General features: G+C 58.6%; 11 protein-coding genes. 2 read left to right on the forward strand and 9 right to left on the reverse strand.

From position 1 onward, the window contains the following. Positions 1–54: 54 nt before the first annotated feature. The 9 genes from EQV93_RS12150 to glnE form a co-directional block, all read right to left on the reverse strand. A complete protein-coding gene (locus EQV93_RS12150; protein WP_240891636.1) occupies positions 55–1,497 on the reverse strand; it encodes a lipopolysaccharide kinase InaA family protein in 1,443 nt (480 codons plus the stop codon). Continuing rightward, the gene (locus tag EQV93_RS12155; protein WP_240891637.1) at positions 1,497–2,249 is read right to left on the reverse strand and encodes a lipopolysaccharide kinase InaA family protein; all 753 of its coding nucleotides are present in this window, start codon (positions 2,247–2,249) and stop codon (positions 1,497–1,499) included. The genes EQV93_RS12150 and EQV93_RS12155 overlap by 1 nt, the downstream gene beginning before the upstream one ends. Continuing rightward, positions 2,246–2,980 carry a lipopolysaccharide kinase InaA family protein gene (locus tag EQV93_RS12160; protein ID WP_122785129.1) on the reverse strand — a complete coding sequence of 245 codons (735 nt, stop codon included), beginning with the start codon at positions 2,978–2,980 and terminating at the stop codon, positions 2,246–2,248. Before EQV93_RS12160 ends, EQV93_RS12155 begins: the two co-directional genes overlap by 4 nt. Then, a complete protein-coding gene (gene rfaP, locus EQV93_RS12165; protein WP_122785130.1) occupies positions 2,980–3,786 on the reverse strand; it encodes a lipopolysaccharide core heptose(I) kinase RfaP in 807 nt (268 codons plus the stop codon). The genes EQV93_RS12160 and rfaP overlap by 1 nt, the downstream gene beginning before the upstream one ends. Next, on the reverse strand, positions 3,786–4,907 hold the full coding sequence (locus EQV93_RS12170; protein ID WP_240891638.1) for a glycosyltransferase family 4 protein: 1,122 nt from the start codon (positions 4,905–4,907) through the stop codon (positions 3,786–3,788). The genes rfaP and EQV93_RS12170 overlap by 1 nt, the downstream gene beginning before the upstream one ends. Continuing rightward, positions 4,907–5,968, reverse strand: a complete 1,062-nt coding sequence (waaC, locus tag EQV93_RS12175) for a lipopolysaccharide heptosyltransferase I (protein ID WP_122785132.1) — start codon at positions 5,966–5,968, stop codon at positions 4,907–4,909. Before waaC ends, EQV93_RS12170 begins: the two co-directional genes overlap by 1 nt. Then, positions 5,969–7,003 (reverse strand): lipopolysaccharide heptosyltransferase II, encoded by a 1,035-nt coding sequence (waaF, locus tag EQV93_RS12180; RefSeq protein ID WP_240891639.1) that lies wholly within the window; start codon positions 7,001–7,003, stop codon positions 5,969–5,971. Positions 7,004–7,061: 58 nt separating this feature from the next. Beyond that, positions 7,062–7,985: a branched-chain amino acid transaminase gene (locus tag EQV93_RS12185; RefSeq protein WP_122785134.1), complete on the reverse strand. Its 924-nt coding sequence runs from the start codon at positions 7,983–7,985 to the stop codon at positions 7,062–7,064. 122 nt (positions 7,986–8,107) lie between these two features. Further along, entirely contained in the window at positions 8,108–11,050 is a 2,943-nt protein-coding gene (glnE, locus tag EQV93_RS12190; RefSeq protein ID WP_122785135.1) for a bifunctional [glutamate--ammonia ligase]-adenylyl-L-tyrosine phosphorylase/[glutamate--ammonia-ligase] adenylyltransferase, read from the reverse strand. A 385-nt stretch (positions 11,051–11,435) separates the two neighbouring features. On the opposite strand from glnE, the gene aceE reads away from it, so the two are divergent. Together aceE and aceF are read left to right on the forward strand one after the other, a co-directional pair. After that, the gene (gene aceE / locus EQV93_RS12195; RefSeq protein ID WP_146384824.1) at positions 11,436–14,081 is read left to right on the forward strand and encodes a pyruvate dehydrogenase (acetyl-transferring), homodimeric type; all 2,646 of its coding nucleotides are present in this window, start codon (positions 11,436–11,438) and stop codon (positions 14,079–14,081) included. An 11-nt stretch (positions 14,082–14,092) separates the two neighbouring features. Beyond that, a complete protein-coding gene (aceF, locus tag EQV93_RS12200) occupies positions 14,093–15,730 on the forward strand; it encodes a dihydrolipoyllysine-residue acetyltransferase (protein ID WP_240891640.1) in 1,638 nt (545 codons plus the stop codon). Positions 15,731–16,019: the final 289 nt, after the last annotated feature.

Genomic DNA, 16,019 nt, shown 5'->3' on the forward strand with positions numbered 1-16,019 from the left:
ACCACCCCTGTGGGAGTGAGCGGGCTCGTTCCCACAGAAAATATTGGTTACGTTTCAGCCAAGGTCTTTCGGCAGGCGCGCATCAATCACTTGATGCAGCGCACTGTCCGCAGGCCAGTTGCGCATAAAGCGCGCACGGTCACGGGCATAGGCCGGCGCGAAGCTGCCTGGGGATGAGTGTTGGCACATTGAATCCAGATCAATCAACGCCCAACGCCCATCATCCCAGAACACGTTATGACCCTTGAGGTCACCGTGGCTGATGCGCTCTCGAATCAAACTGGCAAACAATTGATCCAGCGCCTGTAACTCGGCTTCTGGTGCATTCCCGTGTTCAATATAGGGGGCAAAACGCGCAATGATGTCCGGGCCCGACAGGTAATCGGTCACCAGAAACGCTTTGCCGCGCAACCACAAAAATCGGGTTTCAAGCAGTGCCAGCGGCTTGGGCGTGGCGATGCCAAGGAAGGCCAGCCGATTGCCTTCACGCCACGAATGCCAGGCCCGGCTCGGCCGCCAAAAGCGGCTCAGCCAATGGGTGAAGCCTTTGATGTTGTAACGTTTGAGCACCAGCGGGCGCCCTGCCATTTCGATTTTGCCCACCGTGGCTGTGCCACCGGTTTTGTACAGATGGCTTTTATCGAGCAAAGCATCGGCATGCACCAGTACAGGCAACATGGCCGCCTCCTCTTCGCGGCGCACGGCGCGCAAGGCAAACGCCCCGCGTTGCACGCTGAACAGGGTGCAATCACGGCCCGTCTTGTTCAGAAAATCATTCAAGCGCCAACTGCGCACTTTTTCGACCTGCTTAAGCAGGGCTTCAAGTGGCAATGCGTTTTCGCCGTTGCTCAGCAGGTAATGCACCAGCAGCTCTTCGGTAAACGGCTCAAGGGATTTGGGCAGTTGCGCAAAAAACACCCCGAGGTTTTCCAGCACTTTGTCGCGTGACAGGGGTTTGCCGGCCTGCTCGACACAAATACCGGCGCCATCAATCAGATACAACTGACCGTTGTGACGCAGCAGGTTGTCCAGGTGCAAATCTTCCTGCCATACGCCTTTGAGGTGCATCTGGCCAATCGCCGCCAAGGCTTGCCCCAGCACCGCTTGCTGTTCATCGGCCAGCACCGGCAAATCCTGCACCGCCTTCCAGGCCTCATCGAGGCTTTGCGCGCCGTCCAGAAACTCGAACAACAACCAGCCGCCCTCACCTTCCAACAAGCCATCGGCCAGCAATTGAGGCGTGGTCAAACCTTGCTCGGCCAGCAGTTGCACACCGGCCAGCTCACGCCCGAACTCACGCGCCGCTTTGCTGCCGACCATCAACTTGGCCAGCACCGTACGCCCACGCCAGACGCCTGCACCGACATAACGCTGACCCGGCAGCACACGCAGCAAAGTCAGCATCTGCAACTGCGCAGGCCCCGCAGCGTCTGCCAGTTCAATGCTCAGCGGCAAGCCCGGCGTACGCCCGGCGTGTTGCAGTTCGGATAAGCGCATCAGCGAGTTTCCTTATGTGTGCGACGACCGTTCAAACGTTCAAGCCAGGTGTTCACCAGAGCGCTGTCGTGCGGCTGATCGAGATAGGCGGCCAACAGCGCGCGCACTTCAGCCTCGCCCCAGGCATGGGCGCGGCGCAGCAACGGTTCGAGGTCTTTGACACGGTCGCGCTGGCCCAGCAGCAATGGCCGGGTTTTCTCCAGGTCGATCAGTTGCGCGCGGTAGGCATCGCCGTTGGGCTGCAAGAAAATATGCTTGGGATAGAAACACCCGTGAACCTGACGCAAGCCGTGCAGCTGGCGCGCCAGTTGGCCGCAGGCCAATACAATCGCCTGCTGCTGTTGCTCGGTCAGTTGCGGCCATTGGGCCAACAGCGAATCGAGGTCGTTCCAGCCATCCAGCGCACGGGTCATCAAAATGGCCCGACGCTCACCCGGCACTTTTCGCTCACCAAAAAAGACCGCTTCGAGCGCAGGAATACCTAACTTCTGATAGCGCTGGATATTGCGAAACTCGCGGGCAAAGCTGGGCTCGCCCAGTGGGCTGTGTAACGTACGGGTCAAGTAGTTGCTCTGGCGCTTGAGATAGAAACCCTGACCTTCGCAATCCAGTCGAAACACACTGCTCCAGCCATCGCCACTGGTGTTGGGTTCGTCCACCGCATCAAGCTGCACGTTCCACAAGGCATCAAAATTGGCCAGACCATTGCGCTCTAGCAAGGCGCGGTCAGCGGGCGCCACAAAATCAGTCATTCCCGGCCCTCAAAAAAACGCACGATATGGCGGACTCGTTCCTTGTCTGCGGCGTTGAGCGTCGTACGCCCGGTGTATTGAAAATAAAAGCGTAAACGCTGAGTGTAAGACAGGTGGTATTTAGCCACTTTATCCAGGCACGCCAAATCTTTGGTAATGCGGTACTTGAGCCAAAAACCGCGCCAGAAATCACCATTCGGGCAATCGATCAGGTACAGCTTGGGCTGGTCGTCGATCAGCAGGTTGCGCCACTTCAAGTCGTTATGCGTAAAGCGGTGGTCATGCATGGTCTTGGTGCAATGCGCCAATTGGCGACTCACGCAATCGACCCAGGCACGGTCCTTGAGCAACGGATCGTAGTTGTCCGCCAAGTCCGACAGGTCTCGGGTGTTGGGCAATTCGCGAGTGATCATGGCGCCACGGGAGTAGGCAAAGCCACTGCGCTCAAGACCCCACGCCACCACTTCAGCCGTGGGAATACCCCACTTGGCGAAGCGTTTGAGGTTCTGCCACTCCGACTTCACCCGCGGGCGCCCCACATAGCGGCGCAAGCCTTTGCCTGCGCCGGTGTAGCGTTTGACGTAGTAATTGACCCCGCCACGCTCCACACGAATCACTTCAGACAAGGGGTCACGGGTCAGGTGCACGCCCTGTAAGGCAAACACCGCATCCAGGCTGCCAAAATCCGCGGCCAACTCACTGTAAGCGGGGTCCAGATTCCATCCCGCCATTACAGTGCATCTCCGTGACGCAGTTTGCGTGCGTAAAGTTTGCTCGCCTTGCTTTCCAGCCATGTCAGCAGTCTGGCTTCATCGCGCAGAATCTGACGCAACGGCTGCTGAAAATAACCCCGCAGGAAGCGCAACTTGTCACGTTGCGTCAGACCAATGTCCAGTGCCGAGAAATACAACGCAGCCAGATCCTTATTGCGCCAGCGGTTGCTGAGCACCGTGTGGATCTGCGCGCGATGCAGATCAATGATCGACAGGCGTAGCTGAGTCACCGTGACCGGTGTGTCGGTGTGCAGCAAAAAATGGCAGATGTAACAGTCGCGATGGTTCACACCTGCGCGGTGCATCATGCCGGTCATGCGTGCCACTTCAGCAATCAGTGCGCGCTTGAGCGGCGGCTGTGGCGGCTGCTTGACCCAATTGAGGGTGAAGTCCTCCAGGCTGATAGTCGGCGCCAGCTCTTCAGTGACAATGAACGAATGCTGGGTCGCCGGGTTGCTACCTTTTTCGCCATACGCGACAGCCGTCATGGTGGGTACGCCGACTTCTGTCAGGCGCTGGATTGCCCGCCATTCCTGGCCTGCACCCAACACGGGCAGCTTGGCCGACAGCAGGTTTTTGAACACCTCACCCCAGCCAATGCCACGGTGAATTTTTACAAAATAACCACGCCCGTCGACGACGGTACGCAAGGTACGACGCCCTTCCAGCTCGCGGTATACCTCACCCTCCAGGCGCTCGACTTCGGCAAAGGCATCGCGCCCGGCCCACAGGCTCTTGAACGGTTCAGCCAGTATCAGTTTCATCAGTGTTGCTCCGCCAGAATCACATCCGCAGCATGTTGCGGCATGCTATAGAGGTCGGCCGTCTGCGCGTAGGTCAGGCCGTTACGGCTCCAGGCTGCGCGCGCAGCATCATCGGACAACATGTGAGTCAAATAATCATTGAGTTGCGACTGTTCGAACGGCTCGTCCAGTACGCGGCCTGCGTCAGCATCGGCGATGTAATGGGCATAGCCGCACACCGCGCTGACCAACACAGGCAAGCCCGCCACCAATGCTTCCAGGAGTACGGTGCCGGTGTTCTCGTTATAGGCCGGGTGAATCAGCAAGTCTGCACCTAACAGGAAGCGCGGAATATCGCTGCGCCCTTTGAGAAACTGCACATGCTCGCCCAGCCCCAGCGTCGCGCTTTGCAATTGGAAAACCTTGGGATCGTCCTGACCAATGACAAACAAACGCGTACGTTTTTTCAGCTCGGCCGGCAACGCCGCCAGCGCCTTGAGGCTGCGGTCGACACCCTTGGTCTTGAACCCCGAGCCGATCTGCACCAGCAGCAGATCGTCGTCTGCCAGCTTGAATTCGCGGCGGAACTCGGCACGAATCTCGGCCGCATTGGGCGGCGCACGACGGTCCAGCGCAATACCCGGCGGCAGCAAGTGAAAGCGCTCCACCGGGGTGTGGTAATGCTTGATGAACAGCGGTTGCTGGACTTCGGAAATCATCAGGATTTCAGTCTTGGCGTCCTTGTCGAACACCGCACGCTCGTACTCGGCAAAATGCTTGTAGCGCTTGAAATAGCGGTAGAACGAATGACGCAGATTCTGCGCCTTGTCTTCAAAACAACCATCGGCGGCGTAGTACACGTCCAGCCCCGGCATTTTATTGAAGCCAATCAGGCGGTCGACCGGGCGTTTGGCCAGATCGGCCTGCATCCAGGCGAGCATTTTCTCGTTGCGGGTGTGATTGTGGAACGCCTTGACCGGCGCGACCAACACTTCAAAACCGGGCGGAATGTCACCTTCCCAAATCATCGTGTACACACGGATTTGATGGCCACGCTGCTGGCATTCCAGCGCGATGCGCATGAAATCGCGTTGCAGCCCGCCAAACGGGAAATATTTGTACAGTACAAAAGCCAGTTGCATCAGCGCAGTTCCTCAGCCAGTAACAACGTGCTTAATCGACTCGCGACACGCTCAGGGTTCAAACGGGTGAAGCACAAAGGCCACTCGTTTTTCAGATCAAACCGCTGCTGGTCCTGTGCAGTCGGAGTGTAGGTGCATTTTTTTTGCAGGCACGGCGCACACGGAAAATCGCTGGCCAAATGGATTTGTGCCTTGCCATAAGCACCGGTCAAGCCGGGATTGGTCGGGCCAAACAGGGAAATGGTGGGCACATCCAGTGCCGCCGCCAAATGCCCCAACCCGGTATCCACTGCCACACACGCGCTGGCACTGGCCAACACTTTGGCAACGCCCGCCAGGTTCAACTTGGGCAACACCACGGCATGCGGCAGACCGCTGGCAATGCGCTCGGCGCGGGCCTTTTCAGCCGGGTTGCCCCAGGGCAAACGCACCTCGACACCCAGATGGCCCATGCGAATGGTTAAATCGCGCCAATACACCTCCGGCCAGTGCTTGGTGTCCCACGTGGTGCCGTGCAGAAACAATACGTAGGGTTTCTTGCGCGGTAATTCAACCAAGCGATCAACGTCGAGGCCGTAATCACCCAGCCCTTTGGGCAGGTCGTAACCCAGCGCAACGGCAAATAACTGACGCAAACGCTCAACCGCGTGCTGCCCGCGAGCCACGGCCAGGCGACGCTGATAAAAACGGCTGGCCAAGGGCTCCCGCGCCGAGTTTTTGTCCAGCCCGGCCACCGGTGCGTTGACGTAACGGGTCAGCCACGCGCTTTTTACCAGCCCTTGGGCGTCAATCACGAGGTCGTATTTTTCGGCGCGCAGGCTTTGTTTAAACCGCTTCCACTCACCGCTCTTGAGGGTTTGCCAGATATTTTTGCGCCAGCGACGAATGGCCACTGGGATCACCTTACCCACCGCCGGGTGCCAGGTCGGGATCTCGGCAAAGCCTTCTTCCACAACCCAGTCAAAGGTAATGCCCGGAATCGCCCGCGCCGCATCGGTCAACGCCGGCAGCGCATGAATCACATCCCCAAGGGATGAGGTTTTCACCAACAGAACGCGCACCTAGTTGACCTCGACCACAGAACCCTGCAACCGCTGCAAGGCTTCAAGCACAGGCGCAGGCAGCAGTTCACGCAGGCAGTTGTAGTGCCCGAAACGGCAGGTGCGATCAAAACAAGGGCTGCATTCGAGACCCAGACGCACAATCTCGACCTTGTCGGCCAAGGGCGGAGTGAAACCCGGCGAGGTCGAACCGTACACCGCCACCAGTGGGCGATTAAGCGCCGCAGCCACGTGCATCAGCCCGGAATCGTTGGACACCACGGCGTCCGCGCACGACAGCAAGTCGATGGCTTCAGCCAGTGACGTCTCGCCACTGAGGTTGACGGACTCTTCACGCAGGCCGGGAATCAAGCGTGCGCGAATGTCTTCACCCACGCCATGATCGTTTTTGGAGCCAAACAGCCAGACTTGCCAGCCTTCGCGGATCTTTTGCTCGGCCACTGCAGCGTAGTGCTCGGACGGCCAGCGCTTGGACTCACCGAACTCGGCGCCAGGGCACAGCGCCAGCACTGGTCGGTCCATCGTCAGACCAAACTTGTTCAGCGCGCCGTCGCGGCTTACCGGGTCAATTTGTAAATCAGGGCGCGGGTATGGCCGGGGCAAGTCTGCGCCCGGCTCATACGCCAGCGCCATAAAGCGCTCGATCATCAGCGGGTAACGCGCTTTATCGAGCGTGCGCACATCGTTGAGCAGGCCGTAACGGAACTCGCCGCGCCAGCCCGTACGTTTGGGGATGCCGGCGAAAAACGGCACCAGGGCCGATTTCAACGAGTTAGGCAGCAGGATCGCCTGATCGTACTGGCCCTTGAGGGACTTGCCGATCTTGCGCCGCGTAGCCAGTTCCAGCGCGCCGTGGCCGAGCGGAAAGCTCAAGGCCTGGCGCACTTCAGGCATGCGCTCAAGGATGGGCCGGCTCCACTCGGGGGCCAGCACATCGATTGCACACTCTGGGTGACGCTGTTTCAGGCACTGGAACAGTGTCTGCGCCATCACCATGTCACCGACCCAGCTGGGCCCAACGATCAAAATATTCATAAGTTTCCATAAACAAGCAAGGGAGGCATTCGCCTCCCCGCTGTGATGCCATATCGCTTTATTTGACCAGTGTACGCCACTCTGGGTGGTTCGATGTTTTACCGGTCACTAGATCAAAGTAGGCTTTTTGCAGTTTTTCAGTAATCGGGCCACGACGGCCGATACCAATTTGACGACCGTCCACTTCGCGAATCGGCGTTACTTCAGCGGCGGTGCCGGTAAAGAACGCTTCGTCGGCGATGTACACCTCGTCGCGTGTAATACGTTTTTCAACAAACTTGTAGCCGTGCTCAGTGGCCAGCGTCAGGATCGTGCTGCGCGTGATGCCGTTCAGGCACGCCGTCACGTCCGGGGTGTAAATCACACCGTCTTTGACCAAAAACACGTTCTCGCCTGAACCTTCGGCCACAAAGCCTTCCGGGTCCAGCAACAGCGCTTCGTCTGCACCGCCGGAAATCGCTTCCTGCAAGGCCAGCATCGAGTTGATGTAGTGACCGTTGGCCTTGGCGCGGGTCATGGAAATGTTCACGTGGTGACGGGTGAAGGAGCTGGTGCGCACCTTGATCCCGACTTCCAGTGCTTCGGCGCCCATGTAGGCACCCCAGCTCCACGGCGCAATGATCACATGAACCTTCAAACCGGTGGCGCGCAGGCCCATGGCTTCAGATCCGTAGAACACCATCGGGCGGATGTAAGCGCTGTCGAGGTTGTTTTCACGCACCGCCAGGCGGGTCGCTTCATTGATTTCGTCTTTGCTGAACGGGATCTTCATGCCCATGATGTGGGCCGAATCGAACAGGCGGTCAGTGTGCGCCTGCAAACGGAAAATCGCCGCGCCTTGCGGGGTTTCGTAAGCGCGCACACCTTCAAACACGCCCATGCCGTAGTGCAATGTATGGGTCAGCACGTGGGTTGTGGCATCGCGCCACGGCACCAGCTTGCCGTCATACCAGATCACACCATCACGATCAGCCATCGACATCATTACGCTCCTCAAAGAATCCAGCACCTGCACCACACGGCATCAGGCAAATTGGACGGGCCTTATGGACCCGCCGGATACGTTCTTACAGCTTTAACTCTGTGTGTGAGCCAACTCACTCGTTAGCTCAATCCTAGCTCGGACCAAATGCGCCGTACGTGTTGGCGTTCGACCACAAATTGATCCCCCGTGACCACCCCGGCCTCCTTCTGCAAGGCTTGCCGGTGGGCGACGGCGCGAAAGGCTTTGTAAGCCTCGCGCAACAGACTGGCATCAGCAGCAGGCATCAGCCCGGCGTCTTCCAGCCCTTCCAGAATGCGGATGTTATCGGTGTAGCGCAGTAACGCCGGGTGTTCCCTGGACCACGCCAGGGCCGCGTATTGCACCATAAATTCAATATCGACGATACCTCCGGCGTCCTGCTTGAGGTCGAAGGGCACCGTGGGCTGGAAGGCATTTTGCGCCGTACCGGCAACCGTGATGCGAGTGCCCAGGTTGTCACGCATTTTGGCGCGCATCTCGCTGACTTCCTGACGCAGCGTCGGCAGGTCGCGCTCACGCTCCAGCACATGGGCGCGGACCTTCTCGAACGCCGCACCGACCTGTTTACACCCCACCAACACGCGCGCCCGCACCAACGCTTGATGCTCCCAGGTCCAGGCTTCGTTTTCCTGATAACGCTCAAAGGCGCCCAGCGAGCTGACCAACAAGCCCGAAGCCCCTGAAGGACGCAAGCGCATGTCAACTTCATACAGCTGACCGGAGTTGGTTTGTGCAGTCAGCAAATGAATGATTCGTTGGCCCAGGCGGGTGAAAAACTGCGCCCCGTCGATCGGTTTGACACCATCGGTTTCGGCATTGGGGTCGCCGTCGTGAATAAACACCAGATCCAGATCCGAGCCATGCCCCAATTCGATCCCGCCGACCTTGCCGTAGCCGACAATAATAAAGCCGGGGTCGCACAGGCTGCCGTCGCTGCGCAGCGGCGTACCGTACTTGGCCACCGTCTGGCGCCAGGCCAGTGCCAGCACTTGCTCCAGAATGGCTTCAGCCAGCCAGGTCAGGTAATCACTGACTTTCATCAGGGGCAGGCTGCCCGCGATTTCCGAGGCCGCCACCCGCAAACGGTGCGCCAGCTTGAAGTTACGCAGCGCTTCCATTTGCTGTTCAAGGTCGTCTTCAGGAATGCGGGTCAAACGCTCGCGCAGCTCGGCAGCCAATTCAGGCGCCAACGGTGGCTTGAACAATCGGCCCTCGTTAAGCAATTCGTCGAGCAACAGCGGGAAGCGGGTAATTTGCTCGGCAATCCACGGGCTGGCCGCGCACAGGGTCAGCAAACGGCGCAGTGCATCGGGGTTCTCTGTGAGCAACACTAAATAAGCTGAACGTCGCGCCACTGCTTCAACCAGCGGCAAGACCCGCTCCAGCACCAGATCGGGATTGGCGTGCTCCACCGCCTGAGCCAAGAGCCGCGGGATAAAGGCATCGAGCCGCTCGCGCCCCAAACGCTGCATCGCACGCAATTGCGGGCTGGCACGCAGGGCGGCCAGTTGCTTCAAGGCTTTGGGGGCATCGACAAATCCGGCTTCTTCAAGTTGGGCGCAGGCGGCAGCATCGTCTTGAACCTCTTCCCACAAGGGCAGCCACTCACCGCCAACGATCAGCTCACCTTCGTCGATGTCTTCATCCTCATCCGGGTCGGCAATGACCTGACGGAAATGCCAGTCGATACGCCCTCGCCATACCATCAGTTGCTCATGGAAAGCAGCCCAACTGTCGAAGCCCATCATAAAAGCGATGCGCGCCTGATCCTGCTCAGTGTCCGGCAACATCTGGGTCTGGCGGTCAGCAATGGCCTGTATCGCGTGCTCGGTGTAACGCAAGAATTCGTAGCCTTCGCGCAACTCGCTCACCACAGCGGCTGGCAAATAGCCCTGCCCTTCGAGGATTTTCAGCACTTTAAGCAGCGGACGCTGCTGCAAGCTGAGGTCGCGCCCGCCGTGAATCAGTTGAAACGCCTGCGCAATGAACTCGACCTCACGAATGCCGCCCGCCCCCAGCTTGATATTGTCGGCCATGCCTTTGCGCCGCACTTCCTGCTGAATCAGCTGCTTCATGGTGCGCAGCGCTTCAATGGCCGAAAAGTCGAGGTAACGCCGATAAACGAAGGGCCGCAGCAAATCGAGCAACTGTGCGCCCATCACCTGATCGCCGGCCACCACGCGGGCCTTGATCATGGCGTAGCGCTCCCAGTCGCGACCTTGATCCTGGTAATACTGTTCCAGCGCATTAAAGCTCAACACCAGCGCACCCGACGAACCATACGGGCGCAGGCGCATGTCGACGCGAAATACAAACCCGTCGACCGTCATCGGGTCCAGTGCTTTGATCAGGCGCTGCCCCAGGCGGATAAAAAACTCCTGGTTATCCAGCGGGCGTTTGGCACCCACCGTCTCACCGCCCTCGGGATACGCAAAAATCAGGTCGATGTCGGACGACAGGTTCAGCTCTACCGCACCGAGCTTGCCCATGCCCAGAATCACCATCTGCTGCGGCTCGCCGCTGCGGTGCCCCGTAGGCGTACCGAATTGTTGGCAATGGCGCTGATACAACCAACGGTAGGCCTGGTCGATAGAGGCGTCAGCCATGTCCGACAGATCGCGACAGGTTTCAATCAAATCGGCCTGACGGGTGAGATCACGCCAAATAATCCGGATTTGCTGGCGAGTACGCTGACGACGCAGCTCACGGCCCAACTCGTCATCAGTGCTGGCCTGCTCAACCGCACCGCCAATCTGCCCGCACAGTTCACCGGGGGCATAACTGCGATCCAGCTCACCGGAGCTCACCAACGCCAGAAACATCAAAGGGTCACGTAAGGCGTGCTCAATAAAGAAGTCACTGGCAGCACTGACCCGATTAAAGTCAGACCACCGATCCGACGACCAGTCATCCAGCCCGTGCCCGCCCGCAAGATCTGCGACCGCTGCGCGCCACGCGTGCTCTGCGCGGCTGGCAAGTGGCAACAAAAGGCTTGGAATGGGGACTAGCGAGGGAAGGCTCATGGTCTATCCTTGATCGGCGATAGGGTTGCCGGGTACCGTGACAGGAAGAAACAGCGGTCAAACCCGACTGTCTAACAAAGGTTATAAATAGCTTAATTTTTATCTTTATTGGCAGCAAACATGTACGCCAATCGCTTTCAAGTCAATATCCAACCAACATTATCGATTTTCCGCACAACACAACGGACCGCCAGCAGAGCACTTCGTGTAGTTTTACTACTGACCTGAACACTCGAAAGGCTGAAATGGCCGACGATTTGTAGTAAAACTACACAACGCCGGAAAACAAGCTTTCGGCGATCCAAGAATTTATGTCGTCTGCCCACAAGGCCAGTCGCAAACTCAGGCAACCGATTCTGGAAGCCTTTCCGCCCTGGAGCAAGCCATGCAAGACCTCGATCCCGTCGAAACCCAGGAATGGCTGGACGCCCTCGAATCGGTTCTCGACAAAGAAGGCGAAGAACGCGCTCACTACCTCATGACCCGTATGGGTGAGCTCGCTACCCGCACCGGTTCGCAATTGCCGTACGCCATCACCACGCCATACCGCAACACAATCCCCGTTACCCACGAAGCACGCATGCCTGGCGACCTGTTCATGGAACGCCGCATTCGCTCGCTGGTACGCTGGAACGCAATGGCGATGGTTATGCGCACGAATCTGAAAGATTCTGACCTGGGCGGTCACATCTCCAGCTTCGCCTCCAGCGCAACCTTGTATGACATCGGCTTCAACTACTTCTTCCAGGCCCCGACCGAAGAACACGGCGGCGACCTCATCTACTTCCAGGGCCATACCTCTCCAGGCGTTTACGCCCGTGCGTTCATGGAAGGCCGCATCACCGAAGACCAGATGAACAACTTCCGCCAGGAAGTCGACGGTCACGGCTTGTCGTCTTACCCGCACCCTTGGCTGATGCCTGATTTCTGGCAGTTCCCAACCGTCTCGATGGGCCTTGGCCCGATCCAGGCGATCTACCAGGCACGCTTCATGAAGTACCTGGAAGCACGCGGCTACATTCCAGCCGGCAAGCAAAAAGTATGGTGCTTCCTGGGTGACGGCGAGTGCGACGAGCCAGAATCCCTGGGCGCAATCTCCCTGGCTGGCCGTGAAAACCTCGACAACCTGATCTTCGTCATCAACTGCAACCTGCAGCGCCTCGACGGCCCGGTTCGCGGCAACGGCAAGATCATCCAGGAACTCGAAGGCGTGTTCCGCGGTGCTCAGTGGAACGTGACCAAAGTCATCTGGGGCCGTTTCTGGGACCCGCTGCTGGCCAAAGACGTCGACGGCATCCTGCAACGCCGCATGGACGAAGTCATCGACGGCGAGTACCAGAACTACAAAGCCAAAGATGGCGCATTCGTGCGTGAACACTTCTTCAACACGCCAGAACTCAAGGCGATGGTTGCTGATCTGTCCGACGACGAAATCTGGAAACTCAACCGTGGCGGCCACGACCCGTACAAGGTCTACGCGGCGTACCACGAAGCGGTCAATCACAAAGACCAGCCAACCGTCATTCTGGCCAAGACCATCAAAGGTTATGGCACGGGCGCCGGCGAAGCGAAAAACACCGCGCACAACACCAAGAAGGTTGATGTTGAAAGCCTGAAGCTGTTCCGCGATCGCTTCGACATTCCGGTCAAAGACGACGAAATCGAAAACCTGCCGTTCTTCAAGCCAGAAGCAGGCAGCGCTGAAGCGCGTTACCTGATGGAGCGTCGCACAGCACTGGGTGGCTTCGTGCCGCAGCGTCGCGCCAAGAGCCTGAGCATTCCGACCCCGCCACTGGACACCCTCAAGGCCATCCTTGACGGCTCCGGCGACCGTGAAATTTCCACCACCATGGCCTTTGTGCGCATCCTGGCACAGCTGGTGAAAGACAAGGACATCGGTCAACGCATCGTTCCGATCATCCCGGACGAAGCCCGTACCTTCGGTATGGAAGGCATGTTCCGTCAGTTGGGCATCTACTCGTCCGTTGGCCAGCTCTACGAGCCAGTCGATAAAGACCAGGTGATGTTCTACAAGGAAGACAAAAAAGGTCAGATTCTCGAAGAAGGCATCAACGAAGCAGGCGCCATGAGCTCCTTCATCGCGGCCGGTACTTCGTACTCCAACCACAACCAGCCGATGCTGCCGTTCTACATCTTCTACTCGATGTTCGGCTTCCAGCGTATTGGCGACCTGGCCTGGGCTGCTGGCGACAGCCGCACCCGTGGCTTCCTGATCGGCGGCACCGCCGGGCGTACTACGCTCAACGGTGAAGGCCTGCAACACGAAGACGGTCACAGCCACATTCTGGCTTCGACCATCCCGAACTGCCGCACCTTCGATCCGACCTACGGCTATGAGCTGGCGGTGATCATTCAGGACGGCATGAAGAAGATGACCGAAGAGCAACAGGACGTCTTCTACTACATCACCGTGATGAACGAGTCTTACCAGCAGCCTGCCATGCCGGCCGGTGTTGAAGAAGGCATCGTCAAAGGGATGTACCTGCTTGAAGAAGACACCAAGGAAGCTGCTCACCACGTACAACTGATGGGCTCCGGCACCATCCTGCGTGAAGTGCGTGAAGCCGCGAAAATCCTGCGTGACGAATTCAACATCGGTGCAGACGTATGGAGCGTGACCAGCTTCAACGAACTGCGTCGCGACGGCCTGGCCGTTGAACGCACCAACCGCATGCACCCGGGCCAGAAGCCTAAGCTGAGCTACGTTGAAGAATGCCTGACAGGCCGTAAAGGTCCGGTCATTGCTTCGACTGACTACATGAAGCTGTTCGCTGAACAGATTCGCCAGTGGGTACCGGTCAAGGAATTCAAAGTATTGGGCACTGACGGTTTCGGCCGCAGCGACAGCCGCAAAAAACTGCGTCACTTCTTCGAAGTAGACCGTCACTTCGTGGTGTTGGCAGCCCTGGAAGCATTGGCTGACCGTGGCGACATCGAACCCAAGGTGGTTGCAGAAGCCATCGTGAAGTTCGGTATCAACCCGGAAAAACGCAACCCACTGGACTGCTGAGGAGAATATTTGTGAGCGAACTCATTCGAGTACCTGACATCGGCAGCGGTGACGGTGAAGTCATCGAACTGTTTGTAAAAGTCGGCGACCGTGTAGAAGCGGACCAGAGCATTCTGACGCTGGAATCGGACAAGGCGAGCATGGAAATCCCTGCTCCCAAAGCCGGTATCGTCAAAAGCCTGAAAGTAAAGCTGGGCGACCGCTTGAAAGAAGGCGATGAATTGCTGGAGCTGGAAGCCGAAGGCGACGCTGCGGCACCTCAAGCGCCAGCCGCTGCCCCAGCGGCCGCTGCTGAAAAGCCAGCTGCCGCACCAGTAGCCGAGGCCCCAGCGGCCCCGGCTGCTGCACCTGCAAGCTCGACAGTTCAGGACATTCACGTCCCGGACATCGGCTCGTCGGGCAAAGCCAAAATCATCGAGATTCTGGTCAAGGCTGGCGACACCGTTGAAGCTGATCAATCGCTGATCACCCTCGAATCCGACAAGGCCAGCATGGAGATTCCATCGCCGGCGGCCGGTGTGGTGGAAAGCATTGCGGTCAAGCTGGACGACGAAGTCGGCACTGGCGACTTCATCCTCAAGCTTAAAGTGGCGGGCGCTGCTGCGCCTGCTGCACCGGCCCAAGCTGCGCCAGCACCTGCTGCCAAAGCTGAAGCGCCTGCCGCTGCTGCACCTGCGCCAGCCGCCAAAGCCGAGGCTGCTCCTGCTCCGGCCGCAGCGCCTGCGCCAAAAGGCGGCAAGGTTCACGCCGGCCCTGCCGTGCGTCAACTGGCCCGCGAGTTCGGTGTTGAACTGAGCGCCGTGCCGCCAACCGGCCCGCACGGGCGCGTCATCAAAGAAGACGTACAGGCTTACGTCAAAGCCATGATGCAGAAGGCCAAGGAAGCACCGGCTGCCGGTGCAACCGGTGGCGCGGGCATCCCGCCAATTCCGACCGTCGACTTCAGCCGTTTCGGCGAAGTGGAAGAAGTGGCCATGACTCGCCTGATGCAAATTGGCGCGTCGAGCCTGCATCGCAGCTGGCTGAACATCCCGCACGTGACTCAGTTCGACCAGGCTGACATCACTGAGCTGGAAGCCTTCCGCGTTGCGCAGAAAGCCGTCGCAGAAAAAGCCGGTGTGAAACTGACCGTACTGCCTCTGCTGCTCAAGTCCTGCGCGCACCTGCTCAAGGAAATGCCGGACTTCAACAGCTCGCTGGCGCCAAGCGGCAAAGCGATCATCCGCAAGAAGTACGTCAACATCGGCTTTGCCGTAGACACCCCGGATGGCCTGCTGGTACCTGTGATCAAGAACGTTGATCAGAAGAGCCTGTTGCAACTGGCAGCTGAAGCCGCGGCACTGGCTGCCAAAGCCCGTGACAAAAAGCTCACCGCAGACGACATGCAAGGCGCCTGCTTCACTATTTCCAGCCTCGGCCACATTGGCGGTACCGGCTTCACGCCGATCGTCAACGCGCCGGAAGTAGCGATTCTGGGTGTTTCCAAGGCAACCATTCAGCCGGTTTGGGATGGCAAAGCCTTCCAGCCGAAACTGATGCTGCCTCTGTCGCTGTCCTACGATCACCGTGTGATCAACGGCGCCGCGGCTGCACGCTTCACCCAGCGTCTGAGCCAGTTGCTGGGCGACATCCGCACTATCTTGCTGTAAGCCACGTCCCGGCCTTCCTCACCGAAGGCCGGGGCTGCGCACTGTTTTCCGAGCGCCACGCTCGTACCTCAACCCCGCTCTTTTGGCGGGGCTTTTTTTGCCTGCGATTTATGAAAGCCCCTCACCCTAACCCTCTCCCAGAGGGAGAGGGGACTGATTTGGGGATAACTTCAAGACCGCACGCGGTCAGCCCCCTCTCCCTCCGGGAGAGGGTTGGGGTGAGGGCCAAGGTATAAAGAAACTCCAGAATGCTGAACACCTGCCGATAGCCTTCTATAGCACTTAGCCT

This window comes from Pseudomonas sp. TMW22091, assembly GCF_022496705.1.
In the GTDB taxonomy this organism is placed as follows: Bacteria; Pseudomonadota; Gammaproteobacteria; order Pseudomonadales; family Pseudomonadaceae; genus Aquipseudomonas; species Aquipseudomonas saxonica.